The sequence below is a fragment of the Nocardioides agri genome (assembly GCF_013778305.1).
GTDB lineage: Bacteria > Actinomycetota > Actinomycetes > Propionibacteriales > Nocardioidaceae > Nocardioides > Nocardioides agri.
This window is the reverse complement of record NZ_JACEIC010000002.1, coordinates 200,819-226,732: the sequence shown is the minus strand read 5'-3', so window position 1 is coordinate 226,732 and position 25,914 is coordinate 200,819. Positions and strand designations below refer to the sequence as shown.

The 25,914-nt window shown below is 72.6% G+C and carries 25 protein-coding genes; 13 read left to right on the top strand and 12 right to left on the bottom strand.

What is annotated here, in order from left to right:
- Positions 1-40 precede the first annotated feature (40 nt).
- On the top strand, positions 41-889 hold the full coding sequence (locus tag HZF07_RS05620) for a DUF6612 family protein (RefSeq protein WP_157340141.1): 849 nt from the start codon (positions 41-43) through the stop codon (positions 887-889).
- 3 nt (positions 890-892) lie between these two features.
- On the opposite strand, the gene HZF07_RS05615 is transcribed toward HZF07_RS05620, so the two are convergent.
- From HZF07_RS05615 to lipB, 7 genes are all read right to left on the bottom strand, one after another.
- Entirely contained in the window at positions 893-1,837 is a 945-nt protein-coding gene (locus tag HZF07_RS05615) for a beta propeller repeat protein (protein WP_157340140.1), read from the bottom strand.
- The gene (locus HZF07_RS05610; protein ID WP_181644845.1) at positions 1,837-2,349 is read right to left on the bottom strand and encodes an RNA polymerase sigma factor; all 513 of its coding nucleotides are present in this window, start codon (positions 2,347-2,349) and stop codon (positions 1,837-1,839) included. Before HZF07_RS05610 ends, HZF07_RS05615 begins: the two co-directional genes overlap by 1 nt.
- Positions 2,350-2,418: 69 nt before the next feature.
- A complete protein-coding gene (locus HZF07_RS05605; protein WP_157340139.1) occupies positions 2,419-3,138 on the bottom strand; it encodes a DUF4191 domain-containing protein in 720 nt (239 codons plus the stop codon).
- Between the two features lie 31 nt (positions 3,139-3,169).
- Positions 3,170-4,111: a lipoyl synthase gene (gene lipA / locus HZF07_RS05600; protein WP_181644844.1), complete on the bottom strand. Its 942-nt coding sequence runs from the start codon at positions 4,109-4,111 to the stop codon at positions 3,170-3,172.
- A gap of 44 nt (positions 4,112-4,155) precedes the next feature.
- The gene (locus tag HZF07_RS05595) at positions 4,156-5,118 is read right to left on the bottom strand and encodes an ABC transporter permease subunit (protein WP_157340137.1); all 963 of its coding nucleotides are present in this window, start codon (positions 5,116-5,118) and stop codon (positions 4,156-4,158) included.
- On the bottom strand, positions 5,115-6,038 hold the full coding sequence (locus tag HZF07_RS05590; RefSeq protein WP_181644843.1) for an ATP-binding cassette domain-containing protein: 924 nt from the start codon (positions 6,036-6,038) through the stop codon (positions 5,115-5,117). Before HZF07_RS05590 ends, HZF07_RS05595 begins: the two co-directional genes overlap by 4 nt.
- Positions 6,039-6,048: 10 nt before the next feature.
- Positions 6,049-6,765, bottom strand: a complete 717-nt coding sequence (gene lipB, locus HZF07_RS05585; RefSeq protein ID WP_181644842.1) for a lipoyl(octanoyl) transferase LipB — start codon at positions 6,763-6,765, stop codon at positions 6,049-6,051.
- A gap of 71 nt (positions 6,766-6,836) precedes the next feature.
- On the opposite strand from lipB, the gene HZF07_RS05580 reads away from it, so the two are divergent.
- Positions 6,837-7,274, top strand: coding sequence for a hypothetical protein (locus tag HZF07_RS05580; RefSeq protein ID WP_157340136.1), 438 nt, complete (start codon positions 6,837-6,839; stop codon positions 7,272-7,274).
- Here the strand turns inward: HZF07_RS05580 and HZF07_RS05575 are convergent.
- The 3 genes from HZF07_RS05575 to lpdA form a co-directional block, all read right to left on the bottom strand.
- Positions 7,220-8,119, bottom strand: a complete 900-nt coding sequence (locus HZF07_RS05575) for a TIGR01777 family oxidoreductase (RefSeq protein ID WP_157340135.1) — start codon at positions 8,117-8,119, stop codon at positions 7,220-7,222. The two genes, HZF07_RS05580 and HZF07_RS05575, sit on opposite strands and share 55 nt — an antisense overlap.
- An 84-nt stretch (positions 8,120-8,203) precedes the next feature.
- Positions 8,204-10,045, bottom strand: a complete 1,842-nt coding sequence (sucB, locus tag HZF07_RS05570) for a 2-oxoglutarate dehydrogenase, E2 component, dihydrolipoamide succinyltransferase (RefSeq protein ID WP_157340134.1) — start codon at positions 10,043-10,045, stop codon at positions 8,204-8,206.
- A 42-nt stretch (positions 10,046-10,087) separates the two neighbouring features.
- Positions 10,088-11,467 carry a dihydrolipoyl dehydrogenase gene (lpdA, locus tag HZF07_RS05565; RefSeq protein WP_181644841.1) on the bottom strand — a complete coding sequence of 460 codons (1,380 nt, stop codon included), beginning with the start codon at positions 11,465-11,467 and terminating at the stop codon, positions 10,088-10,090.
- An 83-nt stretch (positions 11,468-11,550) separates the two neighbouring features.
- Here lpdA and HZF07_RS05560 point away from each other — a divergent pair, with 83 nt between their 5' ends.
- Positions 11,551-11,913, top strand: coding sequence for a hypothetical protein (locus tag HZF07_RS05560; protein ID WP_232523015.1), 363 nt, complete (start codon positions 11,551-11,553; stop codon positions 11,911-11,913).
- A 6-nt stretch (positions 11,914-11,919) separates the two neighbouring features.
- On the opposite strand, the gene HZF07_RS05555 is transcribed toward HZF07_RS05560, so the two are convergent.
- Entirely contained in the window at positions 11,920-13,419 is a 1,500-nt protein-coding gene (locus HZF07_RS05555) for a leucyl aminopeptidase (RefSeq protein ID WP_309504551.1), read from the bottom strand.
- Positions 13,420-13,450: 31 nt separating this feature from the next.
- Between HZF07_RS05555 and gcvT the strand changes: the two genes are divergently transcribed.
- From gcvT to HZF07_RS05505, 10 genes are all read left to right on the top strand, one after another.
- Positions 13,451-14,554 carry a glycine cleavage system aminomethyltransferase GcvT gene (gene gcvT, locus HZF07_RS05550; RefSeq protein WP_157340132.1) on the top strand — a complete coding sequence of 368 codons (1,104 nt, stop codon included), beginning with the start codon at positions 13,451-13,453 and terminating at the stop codon, positions 14,552-14,554.
- A gap of 4 nt (positions 14,555-14,558) precedes the next feature.
- The gene (locus HZF07_RS05545; protein WP_157340131.1) at positions 14,559-14,816 is read left to right on the top strand and encodes a hypothetical protein; all 258 of its coding nucleotides are present in this window, start codon (positions 14,559-14,561) and stop codon (positions 14,814-14,816) included.
- A gap of 23 nt (positions 14,817-14,839) precedes the next feature.
- Positions 14,840-16,279: a SigE family RNA polymerase sigma factor gene (locus tag HZF07_RS05540; RefSeq protein ID WP_157340130.1), complete on the top strand. Its 1,440-nt coding sequence runs from the start codon at positions 14,840-14,842 to the stop codon at positions 16,277-16,279.
- A 23-nt stretch (positions 16,280-16,302) separates the two neighbouring features.
- Positions 16,303-17,124: a PhzF family phenazine biosynthesis protein gene (locus HZF07_RS05535; protein ID WP_181644840.1), complete on the top strand. Its 822-nt coding sequence runs from the start codon at positions 16,303-16,305 to the stop codon at positions 17,122-17,124.
- 9 nt (positions 17,125-17,133) lie between these two features.
- The gene (locus HZF07_RS05530; protein WP_181644839.1) at positions 17,134-17,928 is read left to right on the top strand and encodes a thymidylate synthase; all 795 of its coding nucleotides are present in this window, start codon (positions 17,134-17,136) and stop codon (positions 17,926-17,928) included.
- The gene (locus HZF07_RS05525; RefSeq protein ID WP_157340129.1) at positions 17,918-18,421 is read left to right on the top strand and encodes a dihydrofolate reductase; all 504 of its coding nucleotides are present in this window, start codon (positions 17,918-17,920) and stop codon (positions 18,419-18,421) included. Before HZF07_RS05530 ends, HZF07_RS05525 begins: the two co-directional genes overlap by 11 nt.
- 94 nt (positions 18,422-18,515) lie before the next feature.
- The gene (locus HZF07_RS05520; RefSeq protein ID WP_157340128.1) at positions 18,516-19,436 is read left to right on the top strand and encodes an LLM class F420-dependent oxidoreductase; all 921 of its coding nucleotides are present in this window, start codon (positions 18,516-18,518) and stop codon (positions 19,434-19,436) included.
- A 27-nt stretch (positions 19,437-19,463) separates the two neighbouring features.
- The gene (dapA, locus tag HZF07_RS05515) at positions 19,464-20,363 is read left to right on the top strand and encodes a 4-hydroxy-tetrahydrodipicolinate synthase (RefSeq protein WP_157340127.1); all 900 of its coding nucleotides are present in this window, start codon (positions 19,464-19,466) and stop codon (positions 20,361-20,363) included.
- On the top strand, positions 20,360-22,045 hold the full coding sequence (locus HZF07_RS05510; RefSeq protein ID WP_181644838.1) for a ribonuclease J: 1,686 nt from the start codon (positions 20,360-20,362) through the stop codon (positions 22,043-22,045). Before dapA ends, HZF07_RS05510 begins: the two co-directional genes overlap by 4 nt.
- Before the next feature lie 134 nt (positions 22,046-22,179).
- Positions 22,180-22,476, top strand: a complete 297-nt coding sequence (locus HZF07_RS05505) for a hypothetical protein (RefSeq protein ID WP_198346328.1) — start codon at positions 22,180-22,182, stop codon at positions 22,474-22,476.
- Positions 22,477-22,518: 42 nt separating this feature from the next.
- Here the strand turns inward: HZF07_RS05505 and HZF07_RS05500 are convergent, their stop codons facing one another.
- Positions 22,519-25,791: a S8 family serine peptidase gene (locus tag HZF07_RS05500; RefSeq protein WP_157340126.1), complete on the bottom strand. Its 3,273-nt coding sequence runs from the start codon at positions 25,789-25,791 to the stop codon at positions 22,519-22,521.
- Positions 25,792-25,914: the final 123 nt, after the last annotated feature.

Below are 25,914 nucleotides of genomic sequence, written 5' to 3'. Positions count from 1 at the left end.
GGCCGGTCCGGGTGAACGGGTCGCGGCTAGCCTGGAAGCCATGACCACCCATCGCGCCGTACGCCGTGCCGCTGCCGCGAGCGCGGCCGCCCTGCTCACGCTGGCCCTCGCCGGCTGCGCCGACGACGAGCCGAAGGCCGAGGACGAGCCGTCCGGCGACACGACCTCCGACGCCGCGACCGACGCGTCCGGCGACGAGCCCGAGGAGGGCCAGACCGTCGACCCGGACCAGTTCGTCGACGACGTACTCGGTGGGATGAGCGACCTGACCACCGCGCACATGGAGATGTCGATGGAGGGTGGTCGGGCCGAGGTGGCGATGGAGGGCGACGTCGACTACACGACGTCCCCACCCGAGATGGCCATGACGATGTCGGGCGCGATGATGGGGCTCGGCGAGGACGGCCGCGACCTCGAGGTCCGGCTGGTCGACGGCACCATGTACATCCAGATGCCGTTCGGCCAGGCCGACAAGTGGGTCAAGCTCGACGTCGGCTCGGAGAGCGGCCCGCTCAGCGACGACCTGTTCGAGCAGCTGAACCCCGGCGCCCAGCTGGAGACCATGAAGGACGCGGTCACCGAGGTCACCTACGTCGGCGAGGACGACACCGGCGACCACTACGAACTCACGGTGCGCAGCGACGCGTTCCGCGACCTGCAGGACCAGCTCGGCGGCACGGAGGGCGCCGACCTCCCCAGCGCGTTGACCTACGACCTCTGGACCGACGACGAGGGCCGGGTCACCAGGTCCGAGATCGCGCTGGGCGACCTGGGCGATGTCACGATCGAGCTCACCGACTGGGACGGGGACGTCGACATCGAGGCGCCGCCGGAGGACGACGTCGTCGAGATGCCCGAGGGCATGCTGCCGGGGACCTCGTCGAGCTGACCGTCAGCGGTCGCGCAGGAACACCGTGTTGCCGTAGCCGTTGTAGGGCAGCACGCTGATCACGGTGTCCGGACCCTCGGCCGTCCACGCGACCGCCTCGTGCACCCGGCACCACCGCCCCAGCGCCGGGCGGTCGGCGTCCGCTGGCTGCCAGGAGCCGTCCCGGCGGCTCCACCCGCGAGGCCGGTCCGACGCGTCGACGGCACCCAGGACGACCTCGTCGCCGAGGTCGTGGACGAAGCAGACCTGTCCGTCCCTCGCGGTCCGGGGGAGGTCGGTGACCTCGGTCCAGGAGTGGCCGTCGGCCGAGGTGTAGACCGCCGTCTCGGACCAGGCGAAGAGACCGGCCGCGGTGCTCGACATCGAGAAGGCGTGGAAGGCGTCCGGGACGTCGGCCCGCTGCCACGAGCTCCCGTCCGAGGAGTACCACGCCGTGCTGCGGCGCAGCCCCCGCGGTGCCACGGCGACGAACACGTCGTCCGAGGCCGCGACGTCCCAGGCGTTCGGCACCGCGGGGCCGCCGGTGGCCGCGTGCCAGGTCCGGCCGTCGTCGGACCACCACAGTGGCGGCAGGTCGGTCCCATCGACGGCGCGGCTGACGCTGGTGTCAGCGGCGGCGACGAACCGGCCCCCCATGGCGGCCACGGCGTTGGGCTCGACGCCCTTCTCGACCGGGGCGATCCGAGCCCGGTCCCACCCGCCCGGTGGCGTGGGCTGCGGAGACGGGGACGGGCTCGGCAGCACCGGTGCGGGCTGCGATCGGTCCCCGCCGCCGCTCGCGACCAGGCCGACGACGACCGCGACGGCCACCACGGCGGCCGACGCCCAGGCCACGAGCTCGCGGCGGGCGCGGCGCCGGCCGGCGTCGCGGATCGCGCGGGGCGAGGGGAGCGCGGTGGGGTCCGCCCGGTCGGCGACCTGGCGGAGCAGTGCGGTGTGGTCCGTCATCAGATCCGCCCTCCATCCGGCACGTCGGCGGCGTAGCCCGGCTGCAGGGCCTCCGCGATCTGGGCGCGTGCCCGGGACAGCCGGCTCTTCACGGTGCCCTCGGCCACGCCGGTCTCCGCGGCCACCTCCGCCACGGTGAGCCCGCACAGGTCGTGCAGCACCAGTGCCCGGCGGCGTTCCGGTGCCAGGGCACGCAGCGCGTGCTCGACGTCGAGACGCTCGTCGGACGCCGACTGGCCGGCTGTCGCTCCCTCGGCGACCCGGGGGAGGAGCCGCCGGGCGACCGCCGTACGCCGGTAGTGGCTGACTGCCACCCGCCAGGCGACCGTGCGGACCCACGCCTGCGGCTGCTCGAGCGTCGACACCCTGCGCCAACGCCGCCAGGCGCGCTCGTAGGCCTCCTGCACCACGTCGGCCGCCAGCTCGCGGTCAGCGGTCATCGCGGTGAGCTGGCGCAGGGTCAGCTCCCTGGTCGCCAGGTAGAAGTCGTCGAAAGCAGCGGGATCCGGCACGGTCGTCCTCCCCTCTCGGGAGGAACACGCGTTCCCGGCCCGGAGGGTTCCCGCCAGTGTGGCCCGAGGTCAGCGCCCGCGCATCTGCGAGCGCATGCCCTTCATCGAGGTCGGGACCGGGCCCTTGGGCATCGGGATCGCCGGCCGGGCGGCGTCGAGCGCCTTGAGGCGGTAGAGCACGTCGGTCATCTCGGCGGGCTTCACCTTGCGGCCGAGCTTCTGCACGTGCTTGACGAGCTTGGGCAGCGGCACCTCGCCCTCGCCGTTGCCGCAGTAGATCTCGTGGATCGGGATGTCGGCGGCCACACGCTCGTGCTTGCGGCGCTCACTGGTCATCAGCTGGCGCAGCCGGTTGGGGTTGCCCTCGCCGACCAGCACGATGCCCGGAGGGCCGACGACGCGGTGCACGACGTCCTGCTGCTTGGTGAAGCCGATGACCGGGTCGGTCTTCCAGCTGCGGCCGCGCAGCATCCGCAGCGCGGCGGCCGCGGCGCCGGGCTGGCCCTCCATCTGGGCGTACGCCGCCTTCTGCGCGCGCCGGCCGAAGATCACCATCGCCAGCAGGGTGCCGAGGAGCAGGCCGCCGACGACCGCGAGGAGCCAGCCCAGCCAGCCCTCGCCGGGCAGGAGCATGAAGACGAAGAATCCGACGGCCGCACCGAGCAGGAACGAGCCGAGGATCCAGAGGCCGAGCCGCGGGTCGGACCGCTTGGCCATCCGGTAGGTCTCGATGAACTGCGCGCGCCGGCTCATCTTGTCCGGGTCGACGGGCTTCGGGTCCTTCGCCATCTTCTGGTGTGCCTCGTTCTGTGTGATCGGGTCAGGCAGTCGCGACGCCCGCGCGGGCGTCCATCGCCTGACGGTACAGCCGCCCGGCGCGGTAGGACGAACGGACGAGCGGGCCGGACAGCACGCCGGCGAAGCCGATCTGGTCGGCCTCGTCCTTGAGCTCGACGAACTCCTCGGGCTTCACCCAGCGCTCGACGGGGTGGTGGCGCACCGACGGGCGCAGGTACTGCGTGATCGTGACGAGCTCGCAGCCGGCGTCGTGCAGGTCCTGGAGCGCCTGGGAGACCTCCTCGCGGGTCTCGCCCATGCCCAGGATCAGGTTCGACTTGGTCACCAGGCCGAAGGCGCGGGCCTGGGTGATCACGTCGAGGGAGCGCTCGTAGCGGAATGCGGGGCGGATCCGCTTGAAGATCCGCGGCACCGTCTCGACGTTGTGGGCCAGCACCTCGGGCCGCGACTCGAACACCTCGCGCAGCAGGTCGGGCTTGCCGTTGAAGTCGGGGATCAGGTTCTCGACCCCGGTGTCCGGGTTGAGCTCGTGGATCGCGCGCACGGTCTCGGCGTAGAGCCACGCACCGCCGTCCTCGAGGTCGTCGCGGGCGACGCCGGTGATCGTCGCGTAGCGCAGCCCCATCGTTTGGACCGACTCCGCCACGCGGCGCGGCTCGTCGCGGTCGAGCGGCTGCGGCTTGCCGGTGTCGATCTGGCAGAAGTCGCAGCGCCGGGTGCACTGGTCGCCGCCGATGAGGAAGGTCGCCTCGCGGTCCTCCCAGCACTCGAAGATGTTGGGACAGCCCGCTTCCTGGCACACGGTGTGCAGACCCTCGGACTTCACGAGGCTCTGGAGGTGCTTGTACTCCGGGCCCATCTTGGCCCGGGTCTTGATCCACTCCGGCTTGCGCTCGATCGGGGTCTCCGCGTTGCGCACCTCGAGCCGGAGCAGCTTGCGTCCTTCTGGGGCAACCTGCGTCACGTGGACCAACTGTACGCGCGGGGGAGTGACGCGCCGATTCGGGATCAGGGGACGTCGCGACGCCGGAACGAGACCACCGACGCACCCGCGGTCGCGACGAGCGCGAGGCCGTAGTAGGTCGCGCCCCGCCACAGCGGCAGCTCGCGCTCGCCGAGGCACTCGTCGTCGCCGGGCTCGATGACCCGGCCCTCGCAGGACGGCGGCGGCTGCACGTAGTAGAGCGTGCCGTTCTTGACGATCGCCGAGACGTTCTTCTGCGGCTGCCACTGGTCGCCGATCCCGAGGACCGAGATGATGATGCCGCCGGCGAGCGCCACCCCGAACAGCACCCCGACGGTCGCCACGGTGCTCCGGAACAGCATGGTCAGCGCGTAGCCGCCCAGTGCCGCGGCGGCCGCGAAGAGCGCGCCACGGAGCCCGAACGCCAGCGAGTCCCCCAGGGCCCCGTCGAGCATCGGGATGTCGCGGGCGCGCATCGTCGACCACATCGTCAGCCAGAACGCCGTGCTCACCACCGCGGAGACGGCGAGGGCCACCCCCGTCACCGCGACGGCCTTCGCGGTCCAGACCCGGCCTCGCCTCGCCTCGAACAGCAGCTGGTTGCTCATCGACCCGGTGTTCCAGTCGTGGCCGACGAACGTGGTGCCGGCGAGCAGCAGGAAGGCGGTCAGCACCGCGACCACCCCGATGCCGGATCCCTCGCGACGCTCACGGCTCAGGCTCAGTGGCTGGCGGGCGCCGTAGTACCAGCCCCGCACCAGGTCCTCGCACTGCTCCTCGGCGTGCGCCTTGGGGATGCCGTACTGGCGGGGGTGCTCGACGCACCTCGCGACCTCCTCGGCCTTCATGCTCGCGACGTCGTCGAGCTCGTCCTGCGAGAGTGGGCGGGTCGCCCAGATCCGCGACGCCGCGATCAGCGCGGGCACGACGATCGCGAGCAGGACCAGCGCCAGGACCGCGCGCCGCCAGCGCAGCCGGGTCAGCTCGACCCCGACGAGCCGCATCATGCGTCGCCGCCCAGCTCGGTGCCGGCGGTGAGCTCGAGGAAGACCGCCTCGAGGTCGCGGCGCACCGGGGTGAGCTCGTTCAGCCAGATGCCTGCGGCGCCGAGCGCCTGCGTGAGGTCGGCCGGGCGATCGGTCTCGACGAGCATCTCCGCCGAGACGGTGAAGCCGGCCTCGGCCAGCACCCGCCTGGCCGCGACCGGGTCGGGCACCCCGACCCGGTACGCCGTGCTGGCGCCGACCAGCTCGTCGACGCGGCCCGACGCCAGCATCCGGCCCTGGCCGATGATCGTCGCGGAGGTGCAGACCTGCTGCACCTCGGCGAGGATGTGCGAGCTCAGCAACACGGTCACGCCGGCCTCGCCGAGACCGCGGATCGTGTCCCGGATCTCCCGGATGCCGGCCGGGTCGAGCCCGTTGGTCGGCTCGTCGAGGATCAGCAGCGACGGGTCCTTCAGCAGGGTGGCCGCGATCGCGAGTCGCTGCTTCATGCCGAGTGAGTAGGACTTGTAGCGGTCGCGGTCACGGCCGGTCAGCCCGACGGTGTCGACGGCGGCGTCGACGCGCGAGGCCGGCGCGCCGATCGAGCGCGCGAGCAGCGTGAGGTTCTGCCGGCCCGAGAAGTGCGGGGAGAACTTCGGGCTCTCGACGACCGCTCCCACGCGCCCGATGACGGCGGGCAGCCGGTTCGGCACCGGCTCGCCGAACAGCCGCATCGTCCCGGCCGTCGCCCGCGCCAGGCCGAGCAGCATCCGGATCGTCGTGGTCTTGCCGGAGCCGTTGGGTCCGAGGAACCCGTGCACACCGCCGGCAGGCACCGCGAGGTCCAGGTCGGCCACGGCGACGCGCAGGCCGCGACGGGACCGGAACTCCTTCCGGAGACCAGAGGTCTCGATGACGTAGCCACCCGGTGAGTCGGTCACCGGCCAGACCCTAGGGCGTCAGCAGCTCGATGCGGGGGTGGCGCGCTGAGGAGTGGGCGGGGTCGGGTCGCGGCTCGTAGTCGGGCGTCGCGTCGTACGGCGTCCAGTCGAGGTAGCGGGTCAGCTGGCGCTCGACGTACGGCGTGACCTCGGCGACGGTCACGTCGCGGCCGAGCTCGTGGCTCAGCGAGGTGACGCCGGCGTCGGCGATGCCGCAGGGGACGAACCGGTCGTACCACCCGAGGTCGACGTCGCAGTTGATCGCGAAGCCGTGCATGGTGACCCCCCGGCTGACCCGGATGCCGAGCGCGGCGACCTTGCGCTCGGGGCCGCGGTCGTCGGCGCGCAGCCACACGCCGCTGCGTCCGGGCACCCGGGCGGTGGTGACGCCGAGGTCGGCGCAGACCTGGATCAGCGCCTCCTCGACGCGGCGCACGTAGTCGACGACCTTGACGTGGTCGGGGAGCGTGACGATGGGGTAGCCGACCAGCTGGCCGGGGCCGTGGAAGGTGATCTTGCCGCCGCGGTCGACGTCGATGACCGCGGCGCCGCCGGGGTCGAGCGGCCGCTCGTGGGCCTCGGTGCGCTTGCCGGCGGTGAAGACCGGCGGGTGCTCGAGCAGCAGCACGGTGTCGGGCTGCTCGCCGTCGGCGACCCGCTGGTGCACCGCGCGCTGGCGCTCCCAGGCGGTCAGGTAGTCGACGGTGCCGGCGTCCTCGAACCTCACGTGCTCGAGCGTACGCGCCCACCTGTGGAGGAGCGGCGCGCGGGCCCGCCCGTTCGGGATAGGACGTCTCCATGCTGCTGGCCCACGTCTTGCTGCCCCTCGTGCTCGCCCTGCTGCCCCAGCCGCGGCCGGAGGTCTCGGCCGCGGCCGTGCTGCACGACTGGGACGACCGGCGCGCGGCGGCCTGGGCGGCCGTCGATGCCGCCGCGCTGCGGTCGCTCTACGTGCCGGGCTCGGCGGCCGGGCGCGCCGACGTACGCCTGCTGCGGCAGTGGGGCGCCCGGGGCTCCCGGGTGCGCGAGATGCAGATGCAGCTGCGGTGCGTCGCGGTGCTCCCGGCCCGACACGGGCGCCTGGTGCTGGTGGTCACCGACCGGGTGGTGGGCGCGGGCGCGGACCGGCCGTCCACGTGGCGACTGGCGTTGCGCCGGGTGGGCGAGGAGTGGCGAATGGCTCAGGTGAGCCCGGCCCGCACGACCTCGTGCACGGTGCGATCGCGGAACGAGTAGCCCGCCTCCTCGAGCACCGCCGGCCGCAGGTTGATCGAGCCGAGGATCTCGCCGGAGACCTTGCCCGCACCGAGCCGGACCGCGAACGCCGGTGCCGGCAGCAGCGCCTTGCGGTTGAGGGCCTGGGCGAGTGCCTCGGTGAACTCGGCGTTCGTCGGCGTCTGCGGCGAGCACAGGTTGACCGGCCCGCTGACGGTGTCGTCCTCGACCAGGTGGGCGACCCCACCGACCCAGTCGCGGAGCGAGATCATCGGCATCCGCTGCCGGCCGTCGCCGATCCGGCCGCCGAGGCCGGCCTTGAAGAGCAGGCGGAGCTGCTTGAGCGGCGCGGCCTCGCGGTCCATGACCGGGGCGGTGCGCAGCAGGCAGACCCGGGCGCCGGCATCGACCGCGTCGAGGGTGGCGTCCTGCCACTCGCGGGTCACGGTCGTCATGAAGCTGTCGCCGCGGCTCTCGGACCCCTCCGTGACGACCTCGTCGCCGTGGTCGCCGTACCAGGCGACGGCGTTGCCGGCGAGGTACGCCGGTCGGCGCTCGCTGCTCGCGATCGCCCCGGCCAGGACCCGGGTCGTGGTCACCCGGCTCTCGCGGAGGTTGCGTGCCCACTGGCCGGAGTGCGGGTTGCCGATGGTGGGGGAGCCGGCCAGGTTGACGACCACGTCCGCGCGCTCGATCACGTCGCGGTCGTAGACCCCGGCGTAGGGATCCCAGGTCGACTCGTCCGGCGCCGATGTCGGCCGCCGGGTCAGCGCCACCACCGCGTGCCCGCGCTCGACCAGCGCTGTCGCCAGGTGCCGGCCCAGGAACCCTGACGCGCCGCCGATGACCACGGTCTTGCCGCTCATGCCCCCAACCCTGTCACGGCGCCGAAATGCCGAGTCGGCGCAGCCGTCCAGGGGACGCCTGCGCCGACTCGGCGGTGAGGTGGGTCAGACCTCGAACTGACCCGCCTCGAGTCGCTGCTTGACCTCACGCAGGAAGCGGCCGGCGTCGGCGCCGTCGACCAGCTGGTGGTCGTAGGTGAGCGACAGGTAGACCATGTGGCGCACCGCGATCGTCTCGCCGAGGTTCGGGTCGTCGATGACGACCGGACGCTTCACGACGGCACCGGGCCCGAGGATCGCGACCTGCGGCTTGTTGATGATCGGGGTGTCGAACAGGGCGCCGAAGCTGCCGAGGTTCGTGATCGTGAACGTGCCGCCGGACAGCTCGTCCGGGCCGATCTTGTTGGTGCGGGTGCGCTGCGCGATGTCCGCGATCTTCTTCGCCAGGCCCGCGATCGACAGGTCGCCGGCGTCCTTGATCACCGGGGTGAGCAGGCCCTTCTCGGTGTCGACGGCGAACGCGACGTGCTCACGGTCGAAGTAGGTGACCTCGCCGGCCTCCGTGTCGATCGTGGCGTTGAGGGACGGGTGCTGCTTGAGCGCGTCGATCGCTGCCTTCGCGAAGAACGGCAGGTAGGTCAGCTTCGCGCCCTCGCGGGCCAGGAAGTCGTCCTTCACGGCCTCGCGCAGGCGGGCGATGTTGGTGACGTCGACCTCGACCACCTGGGTCAGCTGCGCGGAGGTCTGCAGCGAGTCGCGCATCCGCTCGGCGATGATCTTGCGCAGCCGGGAGATCTTCTCCGTGGTGCCGCGCAGCGGCGACGGCGTCACCGGCACCGGCGATGCCGACGCGGCCGGGGCAGCGGGCGCAGCGGCCGCGGCCGGGGCCGCCGCCGCCGGCTGCTGGCGGGCGTCGAGGACGTCCTGCTTGCGGATCCGGCCACCGACGCCGGTGCCGGTCACCGTGGCCAGGTCGACGTTGTGCTGCGCGGCCAGCTTGCGCACCAGCGGGGTGACGTAGCCGTGCCCCTCGGCGTCCTCGCCCGACCCGCTCGTCTCGGCGGCCGGGGTCACGGGGGCGGCCTGCGGCGCGGAGGCCGGCGGCGGGGTGGACTCCTCGCGCTTCGGCTCCTCCTGCTTCGGGGCCTCCTCCTGCTTCGGCTCCTCCTTCGCGGGCTCCGGCTCCGGCTCCGGCTCCGGCTCGGGCTCCGGCTCGGGCTCCGGCTCCGGCTCCGGCTCCGGCTGCTTCTCCTCCTGCTTCGGCGCCTCCTCATGGGCGGGCGCGGCGGAGCCGTCCCCGACGACGGCGAGCTCGGCGCCGACCTCGACGGTCTCGTCCTCCTGGACCTTGATCTCCAGCAGCGTGCCGGCGACCGGGGAGGGGATCTCGGTGTCGACCTTGTCGGTCGAGACCTCGAGCAGCGGCTCGTCGACGGCGACGTCGTCACCGACCTGCTTCAGCCACCGGGTCACGGTGCCCTCGGTCACCGACTCGCCGAGCGCGGGCAGGGTGACCGACGTGCCGCCGCCACCCCCACCGGCGGGCTTCGCCTCGGCGGCCGGCTTCTCCGCCTCCTCCGCGGCGGGGGCGGGCTCCTCGGCCGCGGCCGGCTCCTCGGCCTGCTGCTGCTCGGGCTCCGGCTCGGCCTGCTGCTCCTCGGCCTGCTGCTCCTCGGCGGGCGCGGCCTCCTGCGAGCCGGAGGACTCGCCCTCGTCACCGATCACGGCGAGCACGGCACCGACCTCGACCGTGTCGTCCTCGTTGGCCTTGATCTCCAGCAGCGTGCCGGCGACGGGGGAGGGGATCTCGGTGTCGACCTTGTCGGTCGAGACCTCCAGCAACGGCTCGTCGACCGCCACCGTGTCGCCGACCTGCTTGAGCCAGCGGGTGACGGTGCCTTCGGTGACGGACTCGCCGAGTGCCGGGAGGTTGACTTCGGTGGCCATGGAATTCCTTCGCTTCGTGTGCCGGCGTGTGGTTCAGGTTTATCAGGAGTGCGCGTGCAGCGGCTTCCCCGCGAGCGCCAGGTGCGCCTCGCCGAGGGCCTCGTTCTGGGTGGGGTGGGCGTGCACCAGGGGCGCCACGTCCTCGGCGTGCGCCTCCCAGCTGTAGATCAGCTGGGCCTCGCCGATGAGCTCGCCGACGCGGTCGCCGACCAGGTGCACCCCGACGACGGGGCCGTTCTTCTGGCGGATCAGCTTCACGAAGCCCTGGGTCTTGAGGATCTGGCTCTTGCCGTTGCCACCGAGGTCGTAGGTGACCGTCTCGATGCCGTCGGCGCCGTACGCCGCGGTCGCGGCCGCCTCGTCGAGGCCGACGGAGGCGACCTCGGGGTGGGAGTAGGTGACCCGCGGGATGCCGGCCTCGTCGATCGGCTGCGGGGCCAGGCCCGCGATGTCCTCGGCGACGAAGATGCCCTGCTGGAAGCCGCGGTGGGCCAGCTGCAGGCCGGGCACGATGTCGCCGACGGCGTAGACGCCGTCGAGGTTGGTGCGGCACCGGTCGTCGGTGAGCACGAAGCCGCGCTCCATCGCGACGCCCTGCTCGTCGTAGCCGAGGCCCTCGGTGACCGGGCCGCGGCCGACGGCCACGAGCAGCAGGTCGGCCTCGATCACGTCGCCGCCCTCCACGGTCACGGCGACACCGGTGTCGGTGGTCTTGACGCTCTGGAAGGGCGTGGACGTGCGGAAGCTGATCTTGCGCTTGCGGAACGCCCGCTCGAGCGCCTTCGACGACGCCTCGTCCTCGACCGCGAGCAGCCGGGGCAGCGCCTCGACGATGGTCACCTCGGCGCCGAAGGAGCGCCACACGCTGGCGAACTCGCAGCCGATCACGCCACCGCCGAGCACCACGACCGACGCGGGCACCTCCTCGAGCCGCAGCGCGTGCTCGGAGCTGATCACCCGCTCGCCGTCGATCTCCAGGCCGGGCAGGCTCTTGGCGTAGGAGCCGGACGCCAGCACCACGTGCTTGCCGGTGTACGCCGTACCGTCGACGGTCACCTCGCGCGGGCCGGTGAGCCGGCCGGCACCCTCGATCACGGTGATGCCGCGGCCCTTGATCAGGCCGGTGAGGCCCTTGAAGAGCCGGGACACGACGCCGTCCTTGTAGGCGTTGACGCCGGCGAGGTCGATGCCCTCCAGCGTCGCGTTGACGCCGAACTGGCCGGCCTCGCGGGTCTGGTCGGCGACCTCCGCGGCGTGCAGCAGCGCCTTGGTCGGGATGCAGCCGACGTGCAGGCAGGTGCCGCCGAGGTTGCCCTTCTCGACCAGGCCCACCGAGAGCCCCAGCTGTGCTGCTCGGAGTGCACAGGCGTAACCGCCGGAACCGGCACCGAGGATGAGTACGTCGAAGTCGGGATCGGGCACGGGCCCATCCTTCCACTTCCGCTCGACGTGTCCACACACCGACCTCCTACGGACGAGTAGGAGTTGTTGGCACACTTGTCCTCATGTCATGGATGGACCGGTTCCGGCGCGGGCCGAAGATGAGCGCGCCTGCGCGGGACGCCGCGCGCACCGGATCGACCCGGGTCCGGGCCGCCGACGGCCTCGACGTCGAGCACCTCTACCTCTGGGTGGCCGAGCGGCGCGGGGTCGAGGGATTCGTCGAGCCCCGCACGGCGGTCAGCGACGTGACGCTGCTGCTCGTGGCGCACGACGGCGAGTGGACCCGGCGGCGGGTGCCGTCGGTCGCCTGGGCGCACGACTTCTGCAACAAGCAGCGGATCCCGTCCTACGACGCCGCCGTGGTCGGCGTTCCGCAGCGGATGCGCGACTACAACCGCCGGAAGAAGCTCGAGGGCGGGCTGTAGCCCGGGCTAGGACGCCGCGAACGCCCGCGCGTAGTCGACCAGCGTGCCCACGGCGACGCCGGTGCCGCCGGCGGTGGTGTGGCCCCACGGGCCGCCGGAGTTGAACGACGGCCCGGCGATGTCGACGTGCGCCCACGGCAGCCCGCCGGTGAACTCGCGGAGGAACGCCGCCGCGTAGAGCCCCCCGCCCCAGCGGATCCAGTCGTGCTGGGAGAGGTCCGCGATCTTGCTGGAGCGGATCCGCTCGCCCATCGCCTCGGGGATCGGCATCGGCCACATCTCCTCGCCGGCCGTCGCGGCCGCGGCGAGGACGTCGTCGACGACGTCGGCGGAGCCCATCACGCCCGCGACGCGGTCGCCGAGCGCGACGACCATGTGCCCGGTCAGGGTGGCGACGTCCACGATCACGTCGGGCTTCTGCTCCGTCGCGCGCACCAGGGCGTCGGCGAGGATCAGCCGGCCCTCGGCGTCGGTGTTGAGCACCTCGACGGTGGTGCCGCCGTACTGCGTGAGCACGTCACCGGGCCGCACCGCCGAGCCGGAGACCATGTTCTCCGCCATCGGCACGAACGTGCTGACCTTGATCGGCAGCCCGAGCGTCGCGATCGCGTACGTCGCCTGCACGACCGCGGCCGCGCCGGCCATGTCGGACTTCATCTCGTTCATGCTGGCGGCCGGCTTGATGGTCAGGCCCCCGGAGTCGAACGTGATGCCCTTGCCGACCAGCGCCAGGTGCTTGGTGGCGCCCTTGGGGGCGTAGGTCAGCTCCACCAGCCGCGGCGGGGCGGACGAGCCCGCGCCGACGCCGAGGATGCCGCCGCAGCCGAGCTCGGCGAGCGCCCGCTCGTCATGGACGGTGATCGAGACCTTCGGCGCGCCGCGGCCCTTGGTGAGCTCCTTGGTCGCGGCCAGCACGGCGTCCGCGAAGGCGGGCGGCGTCAGGTCGCCCGGCGGGGTGTTGACCCAGTCCCGGGTCACCGCGACCGCCCGGGCGACGACCTGCGCCTCCTCGAAGGCCGTGACCGCCTCCTTGCGGCGCGCGATCTCGCTCAGCACCACGACCTCGCCGGGGGCCTTCTTCGCACCGTCCTTCTTGTACGTCGTGAACGTGTAGCCGCCGAGCAGGTGCCCCTCGGTCACCGCCCGCACCAGCTCCGGCTCGCCCGCCGGCAGGGCGACCGCGACCGACGCCGCGTTGCTGACCGCGCGCGCCGCGACGCCCGCCGCACGTCGTACGGCGACCGGGTCGACGGCCTTGCCGAGGCCGACCAGCACGAGCAGCGGCGAGGCCAGCGCGCCCGAGGTCGGGATCTTCGCGGTCTCGCCGGCCTTGCCGGTGAGCCCGAGGGTCGAGAGGAGCGGCCGGAGCCTGCGGCCGTAGGCCTTGCCGACGTCCTCGGCACCCGCCGCCAGCTCGGGTCCCTTGGCGGACTGGACGACGCCGACGACCACCACGTCGCACTTGGTCTTGGCGGGGCTGGCGCTGCGCAGGGTGTACGTCGTCACCGGTGCAGGATAGTCGGGTAGGTTCGCCGCCATGACCGACCTGCTCCGCTCCCCGCTCCACGACCGGCACGAGGCGCTCGGCGCGAAGTTCGGGGAGTTCGGCGGCTGGTCGATGCCGCTGGAGTACGCCGCGGGCGTCGTCAAGGAGCACACGGCGGTCCGCGAGGGCGTCGGTGTCTTCGACGTCAGCCACCTCGGCAAGGCGGTCGTCGCCGGCCCCGGCGCGTTCGACTTCGTCAACAGCACGCTCACCAACGACCTCACCCGCATCGGACCGGGCCAGGCTCAGTACACGCTGTGCTGCGACGACGCGACCGGCGGCGTCGTCGACGACCTGATCGCCTACGTCTACTCCGACGACCGGGTGTTCCTGATCCCGAACGCCGCCAACACCCCCGAGGTCGTCCGCCGTCTCCGGGCGGCTGCGCCGGATGGGGTCACCGTCTCCGACGAGCACCGCGACCACGCCGTCCTCGCCGTCCAGGGCACCCGGTCCGACGAGACGCTCGAGGCGCTCGGCCTCCCGACCGGCCACGACTACATGTCGTTCGCGGTCGCCTCGTTCGAGGGCTCCGACGTCATCGTCTGCCGCACCGGCTACACCGGCGAGCGCGGCTACGAGCTCGTCGCCCCCAACGCGGTCGCGCCCGCGCTCTGGGACGCACTCCTCGCCGCGGGCGAGCAGTGGGGCATCCTCCCGTGCGGCCTCGGCGCGCGCGACACGCTGCGCACCGAGATGGGCTACCCGCTGCACGGCCAGGACATCTCCCTCGACATCACCCCCGTGCAGGCGCGGCTCGGCTGGGCGGTCGGCTGGAAGAAGGACGCCTTCTGGGGCCGCGACGCCCTGACCGCCGAGCGCGAGGCCGGTCCGCAGCGGGTGCTGCGCGGCCTGGTCGCGACCGGCCGGGGCATCCCGCGGCCGCACATGGCGGTCGGCCTCGCGTCGGGCGAGCAGGTCGGCGAGATCACCTCCGGCACGTTCTCGCCGAGCCTGCGCAAGGGCATCGGCCTCGCGCTGGTGGCGGCGTCGGTCGACGCCGACGCCGAGGTGACCGTCGACGTCCGCGGCCGCCAAGAGGTCTTCCAGCTCGTGAAGCCACCGTTCCTCGACCCCTCGGTCCGGGAGGCCTGAGGCGATGAACCTCCCCGAGCAGCCACCCACGTTCCGCTCACCGACCCCCGCCGAGCGGCCCTGGTGGTGGCGCCTCGAGGACGGCGCCGGCGGCGAGGTCGCCGTCGAGGGCGATCTGGCCGGTCAGCGGTTCGCCAGCCAGGCCGACGCGGAGTCGTGGGTCGGCGAGACCTGGCCCGAGCTCGCGGCCCAGGGCGTCGACGCGGTCACGCTCTTCGAGACCGACCGCCAGGTCTACGGGCCCATGTCGCTGCACCCCTAGGCGCTCAGCCTTAGGCTCCGGGCGTGGCCAGCGATGATGCCGACTTCGCCGCCTACCTGGCGGCGCGCTGGTCGACGCTGGTCCGGACCCTGGTGCTGCTCGGCCACGACCGGCCCGGGGCCGAGGCGTCCGCGCGCCAGGGGCTGGCGCGCTGCCGTGCCGACTGGGAGCGGGTGCGCAGCTCCGAGGACGTCGACGCCTACGTCTTCGGTGTCGTGCTCGAGCGTCGTCCGCCGCTGGTCGCCCGCACCCTCTCGGCCGTCTCGGACGAGGACACGGCACTGCTCCAGGAGGTGGACGAGCGGCTCCAGGGGATGCCCCACGACGAGCGCGAGCGTCTCGTGCTGGCCGCCGTGGCGGGCCTCAGCGCCGCCCAGGTCGCCGACGTCCTCGACGTGCCGGACAGGACCGTCCCGCCGGGGGCCGCGGAGGTGCGGCAGGCGGCCGAGCTGATCGCCGTCCCGGCTGCGCCGGTGGAGGACGTGCTGGCCGACGCGCGGAGCCGGCACCGTCGGCACGTGCGGGTGCTGGCCGTTGGCGTCGCCGCCGCCCTGGTCCTGGGCGGCGTCGCCGCGGTCCTGGCACGCGACGCCCAGGAGGAGCAGCTACCCCCGGCGAAGGTGACCCGGTCGCCGAACCCGGTCGACGTGGCGTGGTACGCCGACGGCGTGCTGCACCTCGACCTGGTCAAGGTCCAGGTGCCGCCCCTCACCGACCTCTCCGAGCTCAACGGCGGCGCCGTCTACGCCGACACCGACGGCACCGTCGCGTTCGTCGCCGCCGACGGCAAGCGGCGGCGCCTCGGGACGAAGGAGCCGGGCTCGCCGCTGGTCGCGTCGGCGGACGAGGGGTGGGCCGCGTGGACGGAGCCGGGCGGTTCCCGCCTCGTGGTCTACGACGTCAGCAAGGACGAGGAGATCTTCACCTACCCCGGCGACGAGGAGATCCGGCCGGTCGCCATCGACCTCGGCTTCGTCTACTTCGACACCCCCGACGCGAGCTACGTGTGGAACCCGGGCCCGGGTGCCCCGGAGGCGCTGGACCAGGCGGGCCTGGCCGACGTCGAGTCGGCGACCCAGGTCTTCCAGGTCGGGGGCGAGATCGAGATGGAGCAGGGCATCTTCAGTGTCGCGTTCCACAGGCCGGGGATCGGAGCGCTGCTGTCGCCCGGCGGCACCTTCGTGCTCAGCCGGTCCGATGACGGCGAGCCGGGCACGCCGTACCGGCCGCTGCTCTACGACGCGAGGAGCGGCCGGAAGATGCCGATCGGGCTCCAGCCCGGTGAGCGGGTGCTGGACGCGACGTTCGGGGACAACTACAGCGCCGTCTACCTCGTGGCGCCCGAGGCCGGCGCCGGTCCGGACGACCTGCTGGTGCTCCGCACCTGCGAGCTCGACGCTGAGCAGTGCTCGGACGTGACGCCGGTCAGCCAGTCCGACGAGCGGCCGCTGCTGGCCCACTAGCGTCGGCGCCCTAGATTGTCGGGGTGCGCTTCAGCCAGGTCGACGTCTTCTCCAGCGAGCCGCTGCGCGGCAACCCCGTCGCGGTCGTCCACGACGCCGACGGTGTCAGCGACGAGGAGATGGCTGCGTTCGCGCGCTGGACGAACCTGTCGGAGACGACGTTCCTGCTCGCGCCGACCGACCCGGCCGCCGACTACCGCCTGCGGATCTTCACGCCGGGCGACGAGCTGCCGTTCGCCGGCCACCCGACCCTGGGCAGCGCGCACGCCTGGCTCCAGGCCGGCGGGGTGCCGCGGGGGGCGGACGTGGTGCAGGAGTGCGCTTCCGGGCTCGTCACGATCCGACGGGCCGACGTGCTCGCCTTCCAGGCGCCGCCCCTGATGCGCACCGGCGCGGTGTCCGACAGCGACCTCGACGCGATCGCCGCCGCGCTCCGGCTGAGCCGCGCCGACCTGCTCGACACGCAGTGGATCGACAACGGGCCGGGCTGGGTCGGCGTGCTGCTCCGCGACGCGCAGACCGTGCTCGACCTCCGCCCCGACTGGGCGGCGTTCGGCGACCTCAAGATCGGCGTGGTCGGCCCCCACCCCGCCGGGGGGCCGGCGGACGTGGAGGTCCGGGCGTTCTGCCCGCAGTACGGCGTGCCCGAGGACCCGGTCACCGGCTCCCTCAACGCCGGGATCGGCCAGTGGCTCGCGGGCACGACGCTGCCCACGTCGTACGTCGCCGCGCAGGGCACCGTCCTGCAGCGGGCCGGACGGGTGCACGTCTCGCTGGTCGACGGGCAGGTCTGGGTCGGCGGCGACACGCGGACGACGGTCTCCGGGACCGTCTCGCTGGACTAGGGTCAGACCGTGCAGCAGTACCTCGACCTCCTCCAGCGGATCCTCGACGAGGGCGTCGAGAAGGGTGACCGCACCGGCACCGGCACCCGGTCGGTCTTCGGCCACCAGATGCGCTTCGATCTGACGGCCGGCTTCCCGCTGGTCACCACGAAGAAGGTCCACACCCGCTCGGTCTTCGGCGAGCTGCTGTGGTTCCTGCGCGGCGACACCAACGTGAAGTGGCTGCAGGACCGTGGCATCACGATCTGGGACGAGTGGGCCGACGAGGCCGGCGACCTCGGTCCCGTCTACGGCTACCAGTGGCGGTCCTGGCCGGCGCCCGACGGCCGGCACATCGACCAGATCGCGCAGGTCGTGTCGGAGATCAGCGCCAACCCCGACTCGCGGCGCCACATCGTCTCGGCCTGGAACGTCGCCGACATCCCCGACATGGCGCTCGCGCCGTGCCACGCGTTCTTCCAGTTCTACGTCGCGGACGGCAGGCTGTCCTGCCAGCTCTACCAGCGCTCGGCCGACGTCTTCCTCGGCGTGCCGTTCAACATCGCGTCGTACGCCCTGCTCACCCACATGGTCGCCCAGGTGACCGGACTCGGGGTCGGCGACTTCGTGCACACGCTCGGCGACGCGCACCTCTACCTCAACCACCTCGAGCAGGCGCAGCTCCAGCTCACCCGCGAGCCCCGCCCGCTGCCGACGCTGGTGCTCGACCCGTCGGTGACCGAGCTCGACGCCTTCGACCTCGAGCACATCTCGGTCGAGGGCTACGACCCGCACCCCGGCATCAAGGCCCCCATTGCCGTCTAGGGGCGGGCGCCGCGTCGTCCTGGTCGCTGCGGTGGCGAACAACGGCGTCATCGGCGACGGGCCCGACATCCCCTGGCGGCTGCCCGGCGAGCAGGCGCTCTTCAAGGCGGTCACGCTCGGCCACACGCTGGTCATGGGACGCACGACGTACGAGTCCATCGGCCGGCCGCTCCCCGGCCGCACCACGATCGTGCTGACCCGCTCGCCGTCGTGGTCGGCCGACGGCGTCCTCGTCGCGCACTCCTTCCAGGAGGCGCTCGACCTCGCCGACACCTTGGACGCGGCCGCCCAGGTGATGGTCGCCGGCGGGGGAGAGGTCTACGCCGCCGCCATGCCGCACGCCGACGAGCAGGTGCTCTCCCTCGTCGACCTGTCCCCGGCCGGGGACGCCTTCTACCCGGCGTACGACGCCGGCGAGTGGATCGAGACCGCCCGCGAGCCGTACGACGGCTACGAGCGGGTCTTCCTGGTCAGGGCCGCCGACCGGCTGTAGTCCGTCGCACCTGACCTGAGCGTCGTGATCGGACCGGAACCACGACGCTGAGGTCAGGTGCGCCGGGACTTGGGCAGCCTGACAGGGTGGAGCCATGGAGCTGCGCGTCTTCACCGAACCCCAGCAGGGAGCCACCTACGACGACCTGGTGACGGTCGCGAAGGAGGCGGAGGCGCTCGGATTCGGGGCGTTCTTCCGCTCCGACCACTACCTCGCGATGGGCACCGAGGGGCTGCCCGGGCCGAGCGACGCGTGGATCACGCTGGCCGGGATCGCCCGGGAGACCAGCACGATCCGGCTCGGCACGATGATGACGAGCGCGACGTTCCGGCTGCCCGGCCCGCTGGCGATCAGCGTCGCCAACGTCGACCAGATGAGCGGCGGCCGCGTGGAGCTGGGCATCGGCGCGGGCTGGTTCGAGCAGGAGCACACCAAGTACGGCATCCCGTTCCCGAGCACGGGGGAGCGGTTCGACCGGTTCGAGGAGCAGCTCGCGATCATCACGGGCCTGTGGGCGACCGAGGGCGGCTTCACGTTCGACGGCGAGCACTACCAGGTGGCCGACAGTCCCGGCCTGCCCAAGCCCGTCCAGCCCAAGCCGCCGGTGCTGATCGGCGGCGTCGGCAAGAAGCGGACGCCCGAGCTCGCGGCGCGGTACGCCGACGAGTTCAACCTGCCGTTCGTCGACGAGGCGACCACGGAGGAGCAGTTCGCCCGGGTGCGCGAGGCCTGCGAGCGGCAGGGCCGCGACCCGCAGACGATGCGCTGGTCCAACGCCCTCGTCCTCTGCGTGGGCGCGGACGAGGCCGAGATCGGCCGTCGGGCCGCGGCGATCGGGCGCGAGAAGGCCGAGCTGCGGGAGAACGGCCTGGCCGGGACACCCGCGGAGGTCGTCGACAAGATCGGCCGGTTCGCCGCGCTCGGCGCCGAGCGGATCTACCTCCAGGTGCTCGACCTCGGCGACCTCGACCATCTGCGTCTCGTGGCGCGCGACGTGATGCCGAACGTCGGGTGAGGGCCGGGAGCCGATAACCTGGACCCCATGACCTCTGCTGCACCGGCTGCTCCGTTCGGACGCATGCTCACCGCGATGGCGACCCCCTTCGGTCCCGACGGGAGCCTCGACCTCGACGGAGTCCAGAAGGTGGCCAAGCACCTGGTCGCCCACGGCCACGACGGCCTGGTCGTCTCGGGCACGACCGGCGAGTCGCCGACGACGCTCAAGGAGGAGGACGGCGAGATCCTCGCCGCCGTGCGCGACGCCGTCGGACCCGGCATCAAGCTCGTCGCGGGCGTCGGCACCAACGACACCGCGACCTCGACGTACCTCGCCAAGCAGGCCGGCGAGCGCGGCGCCGACGGCGTGCTGCTCGTCTCGCCCTACTACAACAAGCCCGGCCAGCGCGGCATGGTGGCGCACTTCCGCCAGGTCGTCGACGCCGCCGAGATCCCGGTGATGCTCTACGACGTCCCGGGCCGCACCGGCAGCATCATCGCGCTGGAGTCGTACGCCGAGATGGCCGGCTGGGAGCAGGTCGTCGCGGTCAAGGACGCGACCGGCGAGATCCCCCGCACGGCGCGGCTCGTGCAGCTCGGCTACGCCGTCTACTCCGGCGACGACGCCAACACCCTCGGCTACCTCGCGCACGGCGCGTGCGGCCTGGTCAGCGTGGTCGGCCACGCGGCCGGCAAGGAGATCGCGTCGATGATCGACACGTTCCTCGCGGGCGACCACGCGGGGGCGCTGGAGACCTACCAGCGGCTGGTGCCGGCGTTCGACGCCGTCATGGGGGTGCCCAACTACGGCGCCACCACCGCGAAGGCCTCGCTGGAGCTCCTCGGGGTGCTCGACAACCGGCGGGTCCGATCGCCCCTCGTCGAGCTCGACGACGACGAGCTCGCCGCCCTGCGCGCCGGCCTGACCGCAGCGGGCCTCCTGTGAGCCACCCGCACCCGGAGCTGTCCGCGCCCGAGCCGCTGCCCGAGGGTGCCCTGCGAGTGACCCCGCTCGGCGGCCTCGGCGAGGTCGGCCGCAACATGACGGCGTTCGAGTACGACGGTCGCCTGCTGCTCGTCGACTGCGGCGTGCTCTTCCCCGAGGACCACCAGCCCGGCATCGACCTGATCCTCCCGGACTGGTCCTCCATCCGCGACCGCCTCGACCAGATCGAGGCGCTGGTGCTCACCCACGGCCACGAGGACCACATCGGCGCGACGCCGTACCTGCTCCGCGAGCGCGGCGACCTCCCGCTCGTCGGATCGAAGCTCACGCTCGCGCTGCTGGACTCCAAGCTCCGCGAGCACCGGCTCAAGGAGACCGTCCACCACGTGGTCAAGGAGGGCGACCGGCTGACGTTCGGGCCCTTCGAGCTCGAGTTCGTCGCGGTCAACCACTCGATCCCCGACGCGCTGGCGGTCGCGATCCGCACCGGTGCGGGGATGGTGCTGCACACCGGCGACTTCAAGATGGACCAGCTCCCGCTGGACGGCCGGATCACCGACCTGCGGGCGTTCGCGCGGCTGGGGGAGGAGGGCGTCGACCTCTTCCTCACCGACTCCACCAACGCCGAGACCCCGGGCTTCACGCCGGCGGAGAAGAAGATCACGCCGGTCATCGACCAGGTCTTCCGCGAGTCGCAGCAGCGGATCATCGTCGCCTGCTTCGCCTCCCACGTGCACCGCGTGCAGCAGGTGCTCGACGCGGCGTACGAGCACGAGCGCCAGGTCGCCTACGTCGGCCGCTCGATGGTCCGCAACATGGGCATCGCCCGCGACCTCGGCTACCTCAAGGTGCCGCCGGGCGTGCTGGTCGACACCAAGGACCTCGCCGACCTCCCGCCCGAGCGGCAGGTGCTCATCTCGACCGGGTCGCAGGGCGAGCCGATGAGCGCGCTGAGCCGGATCGCGCAGCGCAACCACAACTTCGTGCACATCGAGGAGGGCGACACCGTCCTGCTCGCCTCGAGCCTGATCCCGGGCAACGAGAACGCCGTCTACCGGGTCATCAACGGCCTCGCCCGCTGGGGCGCGAAGGTCGTGCACAAGGGCAACGCGCTCGTGCACGTCTCCGGCCACGCCAGCGCCGGCGAGCTCCTCTACTGCTACAACATCGTCAAGCCGCGCAACGTGCTGCCGGTGCACGGCGAGATCCGGCACATGCTGGCCAACGCCGACCTGGCGCGCGCCACCGGCATCGAGAACGTCGTGATCGCCGAGGACGGGGTGGTCGTCGACCTGATCGACGGGGTCGCCCGGGTCGCCGGCAAGGTCGACTGCGGCTACGTCTTCGTCGACGGGTCCTCGGTCGGCGACGTCACCGAGTCCGACCTCAAGGACCGCCGGATCCTCGGCGAGGAGGGCTTCATCTCGGTGATCGTGGTCGTCGACTCGGTGAGCGGCAAGGTCGCCGCCGGCCCGGAGATCCACGCCCGCGGCAACGCCCTCGACGACGCCACCTTCGACGAGATCAAGCAGCCGATCATCGACGCCCTCGACCGGGCGATCGCGGAGGGCAACACCGACGCCCACCAGCTGCAGCAGACCGTGCGTCGGGTCATCGGCCGCTGGGTCAGCAACACCCACCGGCGCCGCCCGATGATCATCCCGGTGGTCATCGAGGCGTGAGGGAACCGGGGCCGGCCGTGGCCCGTCGTACCGATGTGCAGCGACGAGTCTCGGCAGCGGCCGCCGGTCTGGCCGTGGTGTGGCTCCTGGCGGCCTGCGGCGACCCCACCGCCCGGACCGGGGATGATGGACGGATGAGCGACGGACCCGCCGGCTCCGAGTCGGCCAGCGCCTCGCCGAGCGCGCCACTCGAGGACCTCAGTCGCACCCCGGACCCGAAGGGTCCGCAGGTCCGCGTGGCGGGCACCGTGGTCGAGGGCGTCGAGCACGGCTGCCTGCTGCTGGTCGCCTCCGGTCAGGAGTACCTGCTGCTCGGCGCGCGGCCGGAGGTCGGGGCCCGGGTCGAGGTCGTCGGCACTCTCGACCCCGGCGCCATGTCCACCTGCCAGCAGGGCGTGCCCCTGCGGGTGCAGGAGATCACCGAGCGCTGACCGGCGCGGGTGCGCCCGCAGGCACACCCGCGCCGGCGTGCGCTACGGCGTGGTGACCTCCCCGATCTGGACAGCGCCGGTGCCGAGCACGGCGCCCTCGGTGCTGACCACCCGCATCTCGCCGAACAGGCTGCGACCGGCCGCCGGAGCCTGCTGCGCCGTGAGCGAGCCGCCGATCTCGACGCTCTGCCCCCCGGCCAGCGAGTGCGCGCTGTCGTCGACGGTCAGCTCCCCGAGCGCAGGGGAGAAGAACACGTCGAGGTAGTCGTACTCCGTGGTGCCGGCAGGCACCGAGTAGCCGTCGACCACGACCGTGTAGGTGCCCGCGGCCGGCGAGGTGATCGTCACCGACTCCTCGGAGTCGCCGTCGGCGGTCTGCCCGACCAGGGTGTCGCCCAGGTAGACGGACAGGTCGAGGTCGGCACTCAGGTCGCTCGGGTTGCCGATGGTCGCGGTCAGGGCGTCGGCGCCGGCCGGCACCTCGACCGTGTACTCGGCGGTCGCGTGGTCGGCGATCGACGGGCGCGCCGAGTGCGCGCTGCCGAGGGGACCACCCTCACCGTGCACGGTCACCGGCCCGAAGGCGTTGGTCACCGTCCACGACACCGGCGTCGGCGTGCCGGCCTCGACCGAGGCGAGCTCGAGGGTCTCCGGCGACACCGTCACGCCCTGCACCGCCGCCGTCAGGCGGTAGGGGTTGTTCAGCGACGGGGTGGTCCGCCTGCTCTCGACCTCGATCTCCCACACGCCGGGCAGCGGATCGGCGTACGCCCGCGACGTCGGCTTGCAGTCGGCCGGGTCGCTGAAGTTGGTGTAGCACACCAGCGACGACGTGCTCTCGACCGGGACGCCGTACGGGTTGATCGCGATGAACCGGGTCTGGCTGCCGGTCGCGATCCCACCGAGGTTGACCTGCAGGGCCCGGGCGCCCTCGGGCACCGTCACGAAGATGCTCTGCGTCAGGTTGCGCTCCACCCGTGAGGTCGTGGTCGTGGCGTAGCTCGGCGCGCGCAGCGGCGTCGGTGCCACGACCGTGGCGAGCATCGTGTGGTCGATCAGGGCCGTGCCGGGGTCGTCGATGCGCAGGATCGCCGAGTGCATGCCTGCCGACGGACTGGCGACGACCGGGATGGTGACCGCAGTGCCGAGGGGCAGGCTGACCGATGACGGCGCCGAGAAGGTGCCGTCGTTGCCGACCAGCTCCAGCCGGTGCCGGATCGCCCGCGCGGGGCCGCTGGTCCGCGTCACCCGGACCTGGTAGGTCCGGGTCGAGCCGGCCGCCTGGCCGCCGTCGCCGGCGGCGCAACGGTTGTAGACGCCGGTCCCGCGATCGGGGGTGGCCAGGAACTGCGAGATCGGGGTGCAGACCGGCGCCGAGACCGTGTAGTCACGCACCTCGGGCTCCTTCTTCAGCAGCGACCAGGTGCTCGGGACGTCGAGCTGCCCGTGACCCTGGGCGACGGCCGGGAGACCCTTCACGAAGTCGGCCGAGGTCTCCATGGCCGTGCGCAGCTGTGCCGGCGTCACGGCCGTGTCGGTCTGGAAGGCGGCGCTCAGCAGCAGCGCGGCGGCCCCCGCGGTCTGCGGGGAGGCCATCGAGGTGCCGTTGAACATCGCGTAGCCCGGAGGCAGGGCGTAGCCGGCCTCGGCCACGTCGGGCTGCTTGAGCCAGCGCGGCACCGTCGAGATCGCCGAGCCGGGCGCCATCAGGTCGGGCTTGAAGCCGCCGTCCTCGCGCGGGCCGCGCGAGGAGTAGTTGTGCAGGTTCAGCTTCGAGGAGACCACCGAGCCGTAGTTGGCCGCCCAGGTCTCCTTCGAGATCGACGAGGCCACGCCGATCACGTCGGTGACGACGCCGGGGTCGCCTGCCGTGTTCAGGCCCGGGCCGCTGTTGCCGATCGAGAAGATGAGCTGGACGCCGTACTCGTCGATCAGGCGGTCGTAGAGCTCGGCGCGGGCGTTGTTGGCGTCGTTGAGGGCGGGAAGGCCGCCGATCGACATGTTGACCACGTCGACGCCGCGGTTGGTGACCAGGTCGATCATGCCCTCGGTCAGGGCGACCGCGGTGCAGCCGCCGCCCCAGGTGCAGGCTCGCGAGGAGACGATCTGGGCGCCCGGCGCCGCGCCGTCCATCTGACCGCCGAACAGGCTGTGCCCGGCGGCGATGCCGGCGACGTGGGAGCCGTGGGCGTCCTCGGGAATGCCGATGTTGACGAAGTCGGCGACGCCGGGGAGGCCGGCCGGGGTCGTGTCGACGTCCTCGCGATACTGGACGACGAACGGCATGCTCTCGACGACCTCCGTGGTCGCCGGGTTGTCGGTGCCGAAGTGCCCGACCTGGAAGTCCTCACGGTAGGGACGCATCGCGGTCTCGTCGGTGAAGTCGAAGTCCTGGTCGACGTCGACCCACACGTCGTGGGTCGCGGGGTTGTAGAGCACGCCCCACCGGTCGGTGGTGTCGCCGTCACGGTTGACGTCCCCGGCGGGCTCGCTGCCGGCCGTGATCGACTCCGAGAACCGGTTGATGCGGTAGGTGCCTGCCGGCGCCTTCCACGTCGAGCCGGCGTAGGTGAAGGTCGGGCCGGTCACCTGGGTGAGCATGGCGCGCCACGTCGCGTCCTCGAGCGGGTCGGTCGCGGTCACCCAGTCGACGATCTTGCGCTCGCCGGTGGACGTCGTGGACAGGGCGGGGTGGTCGAGGTCGACACCGGAGTCGAGGACGCCGATCGTCACCCCGCGACCGTCGTAGGTCGGGTGGTTCTGCTTGAACGCCACCGCGCCGGTCTCGTTGGTGGGCATGTACGGGTTGTCGTCGGGGGTCCCGGCGCCCGGGCCGGCGGCCGTCGCGGCCCGCCCGGCGCGGCCCTCGAGGCGCGGGTCGGGCTGCTTGATGGTCTCGTTGAGGTCGACCTTGTCGACGCCGGGAAGGTAGGCGGTCTTGAGGACCTTGCCGGTCGGCACGCTGGCGCGGACGTAGCCGATCCGCTGCGAGCGCATGCCGACCGTGCCGCCGAGCCGCTCGACCGAGGCCTCGACCTCGTCCGCACTGCCGGCGTCGGTCGCCAGGATCATCGTGACGTTCTCGTCGCCGTCGGCGATCGCCTCGGCCAGGAGGGCGCGGTCCCGCTCGCCGAGCGGGTCGTTGCCGGCCGTCTCCTTGACCGGGTCGGCGACCGCGGCGTCCGACCCACTGGCCGGAGCCGTCGGCTCGGACGAGGCGGGAGCCGCGGACAGGGTCGCGGCGACCAGGGCGACGCTGGCGAGGACCGCCAGAGATCCTCCGCGCAGACGGCGCGGAACGAGCAGGGCTTTCATGGGCAAGCCTTCTTCCCGAGATGATCCTCGGCGAGTGCCGGGGTCTGGCGGGAGCCTAGGGTGAGCGCCTCCACCCGGTAAATCACCATGTGGGTGAAATCTTCGCGGGGCCCGCCCGGGCGA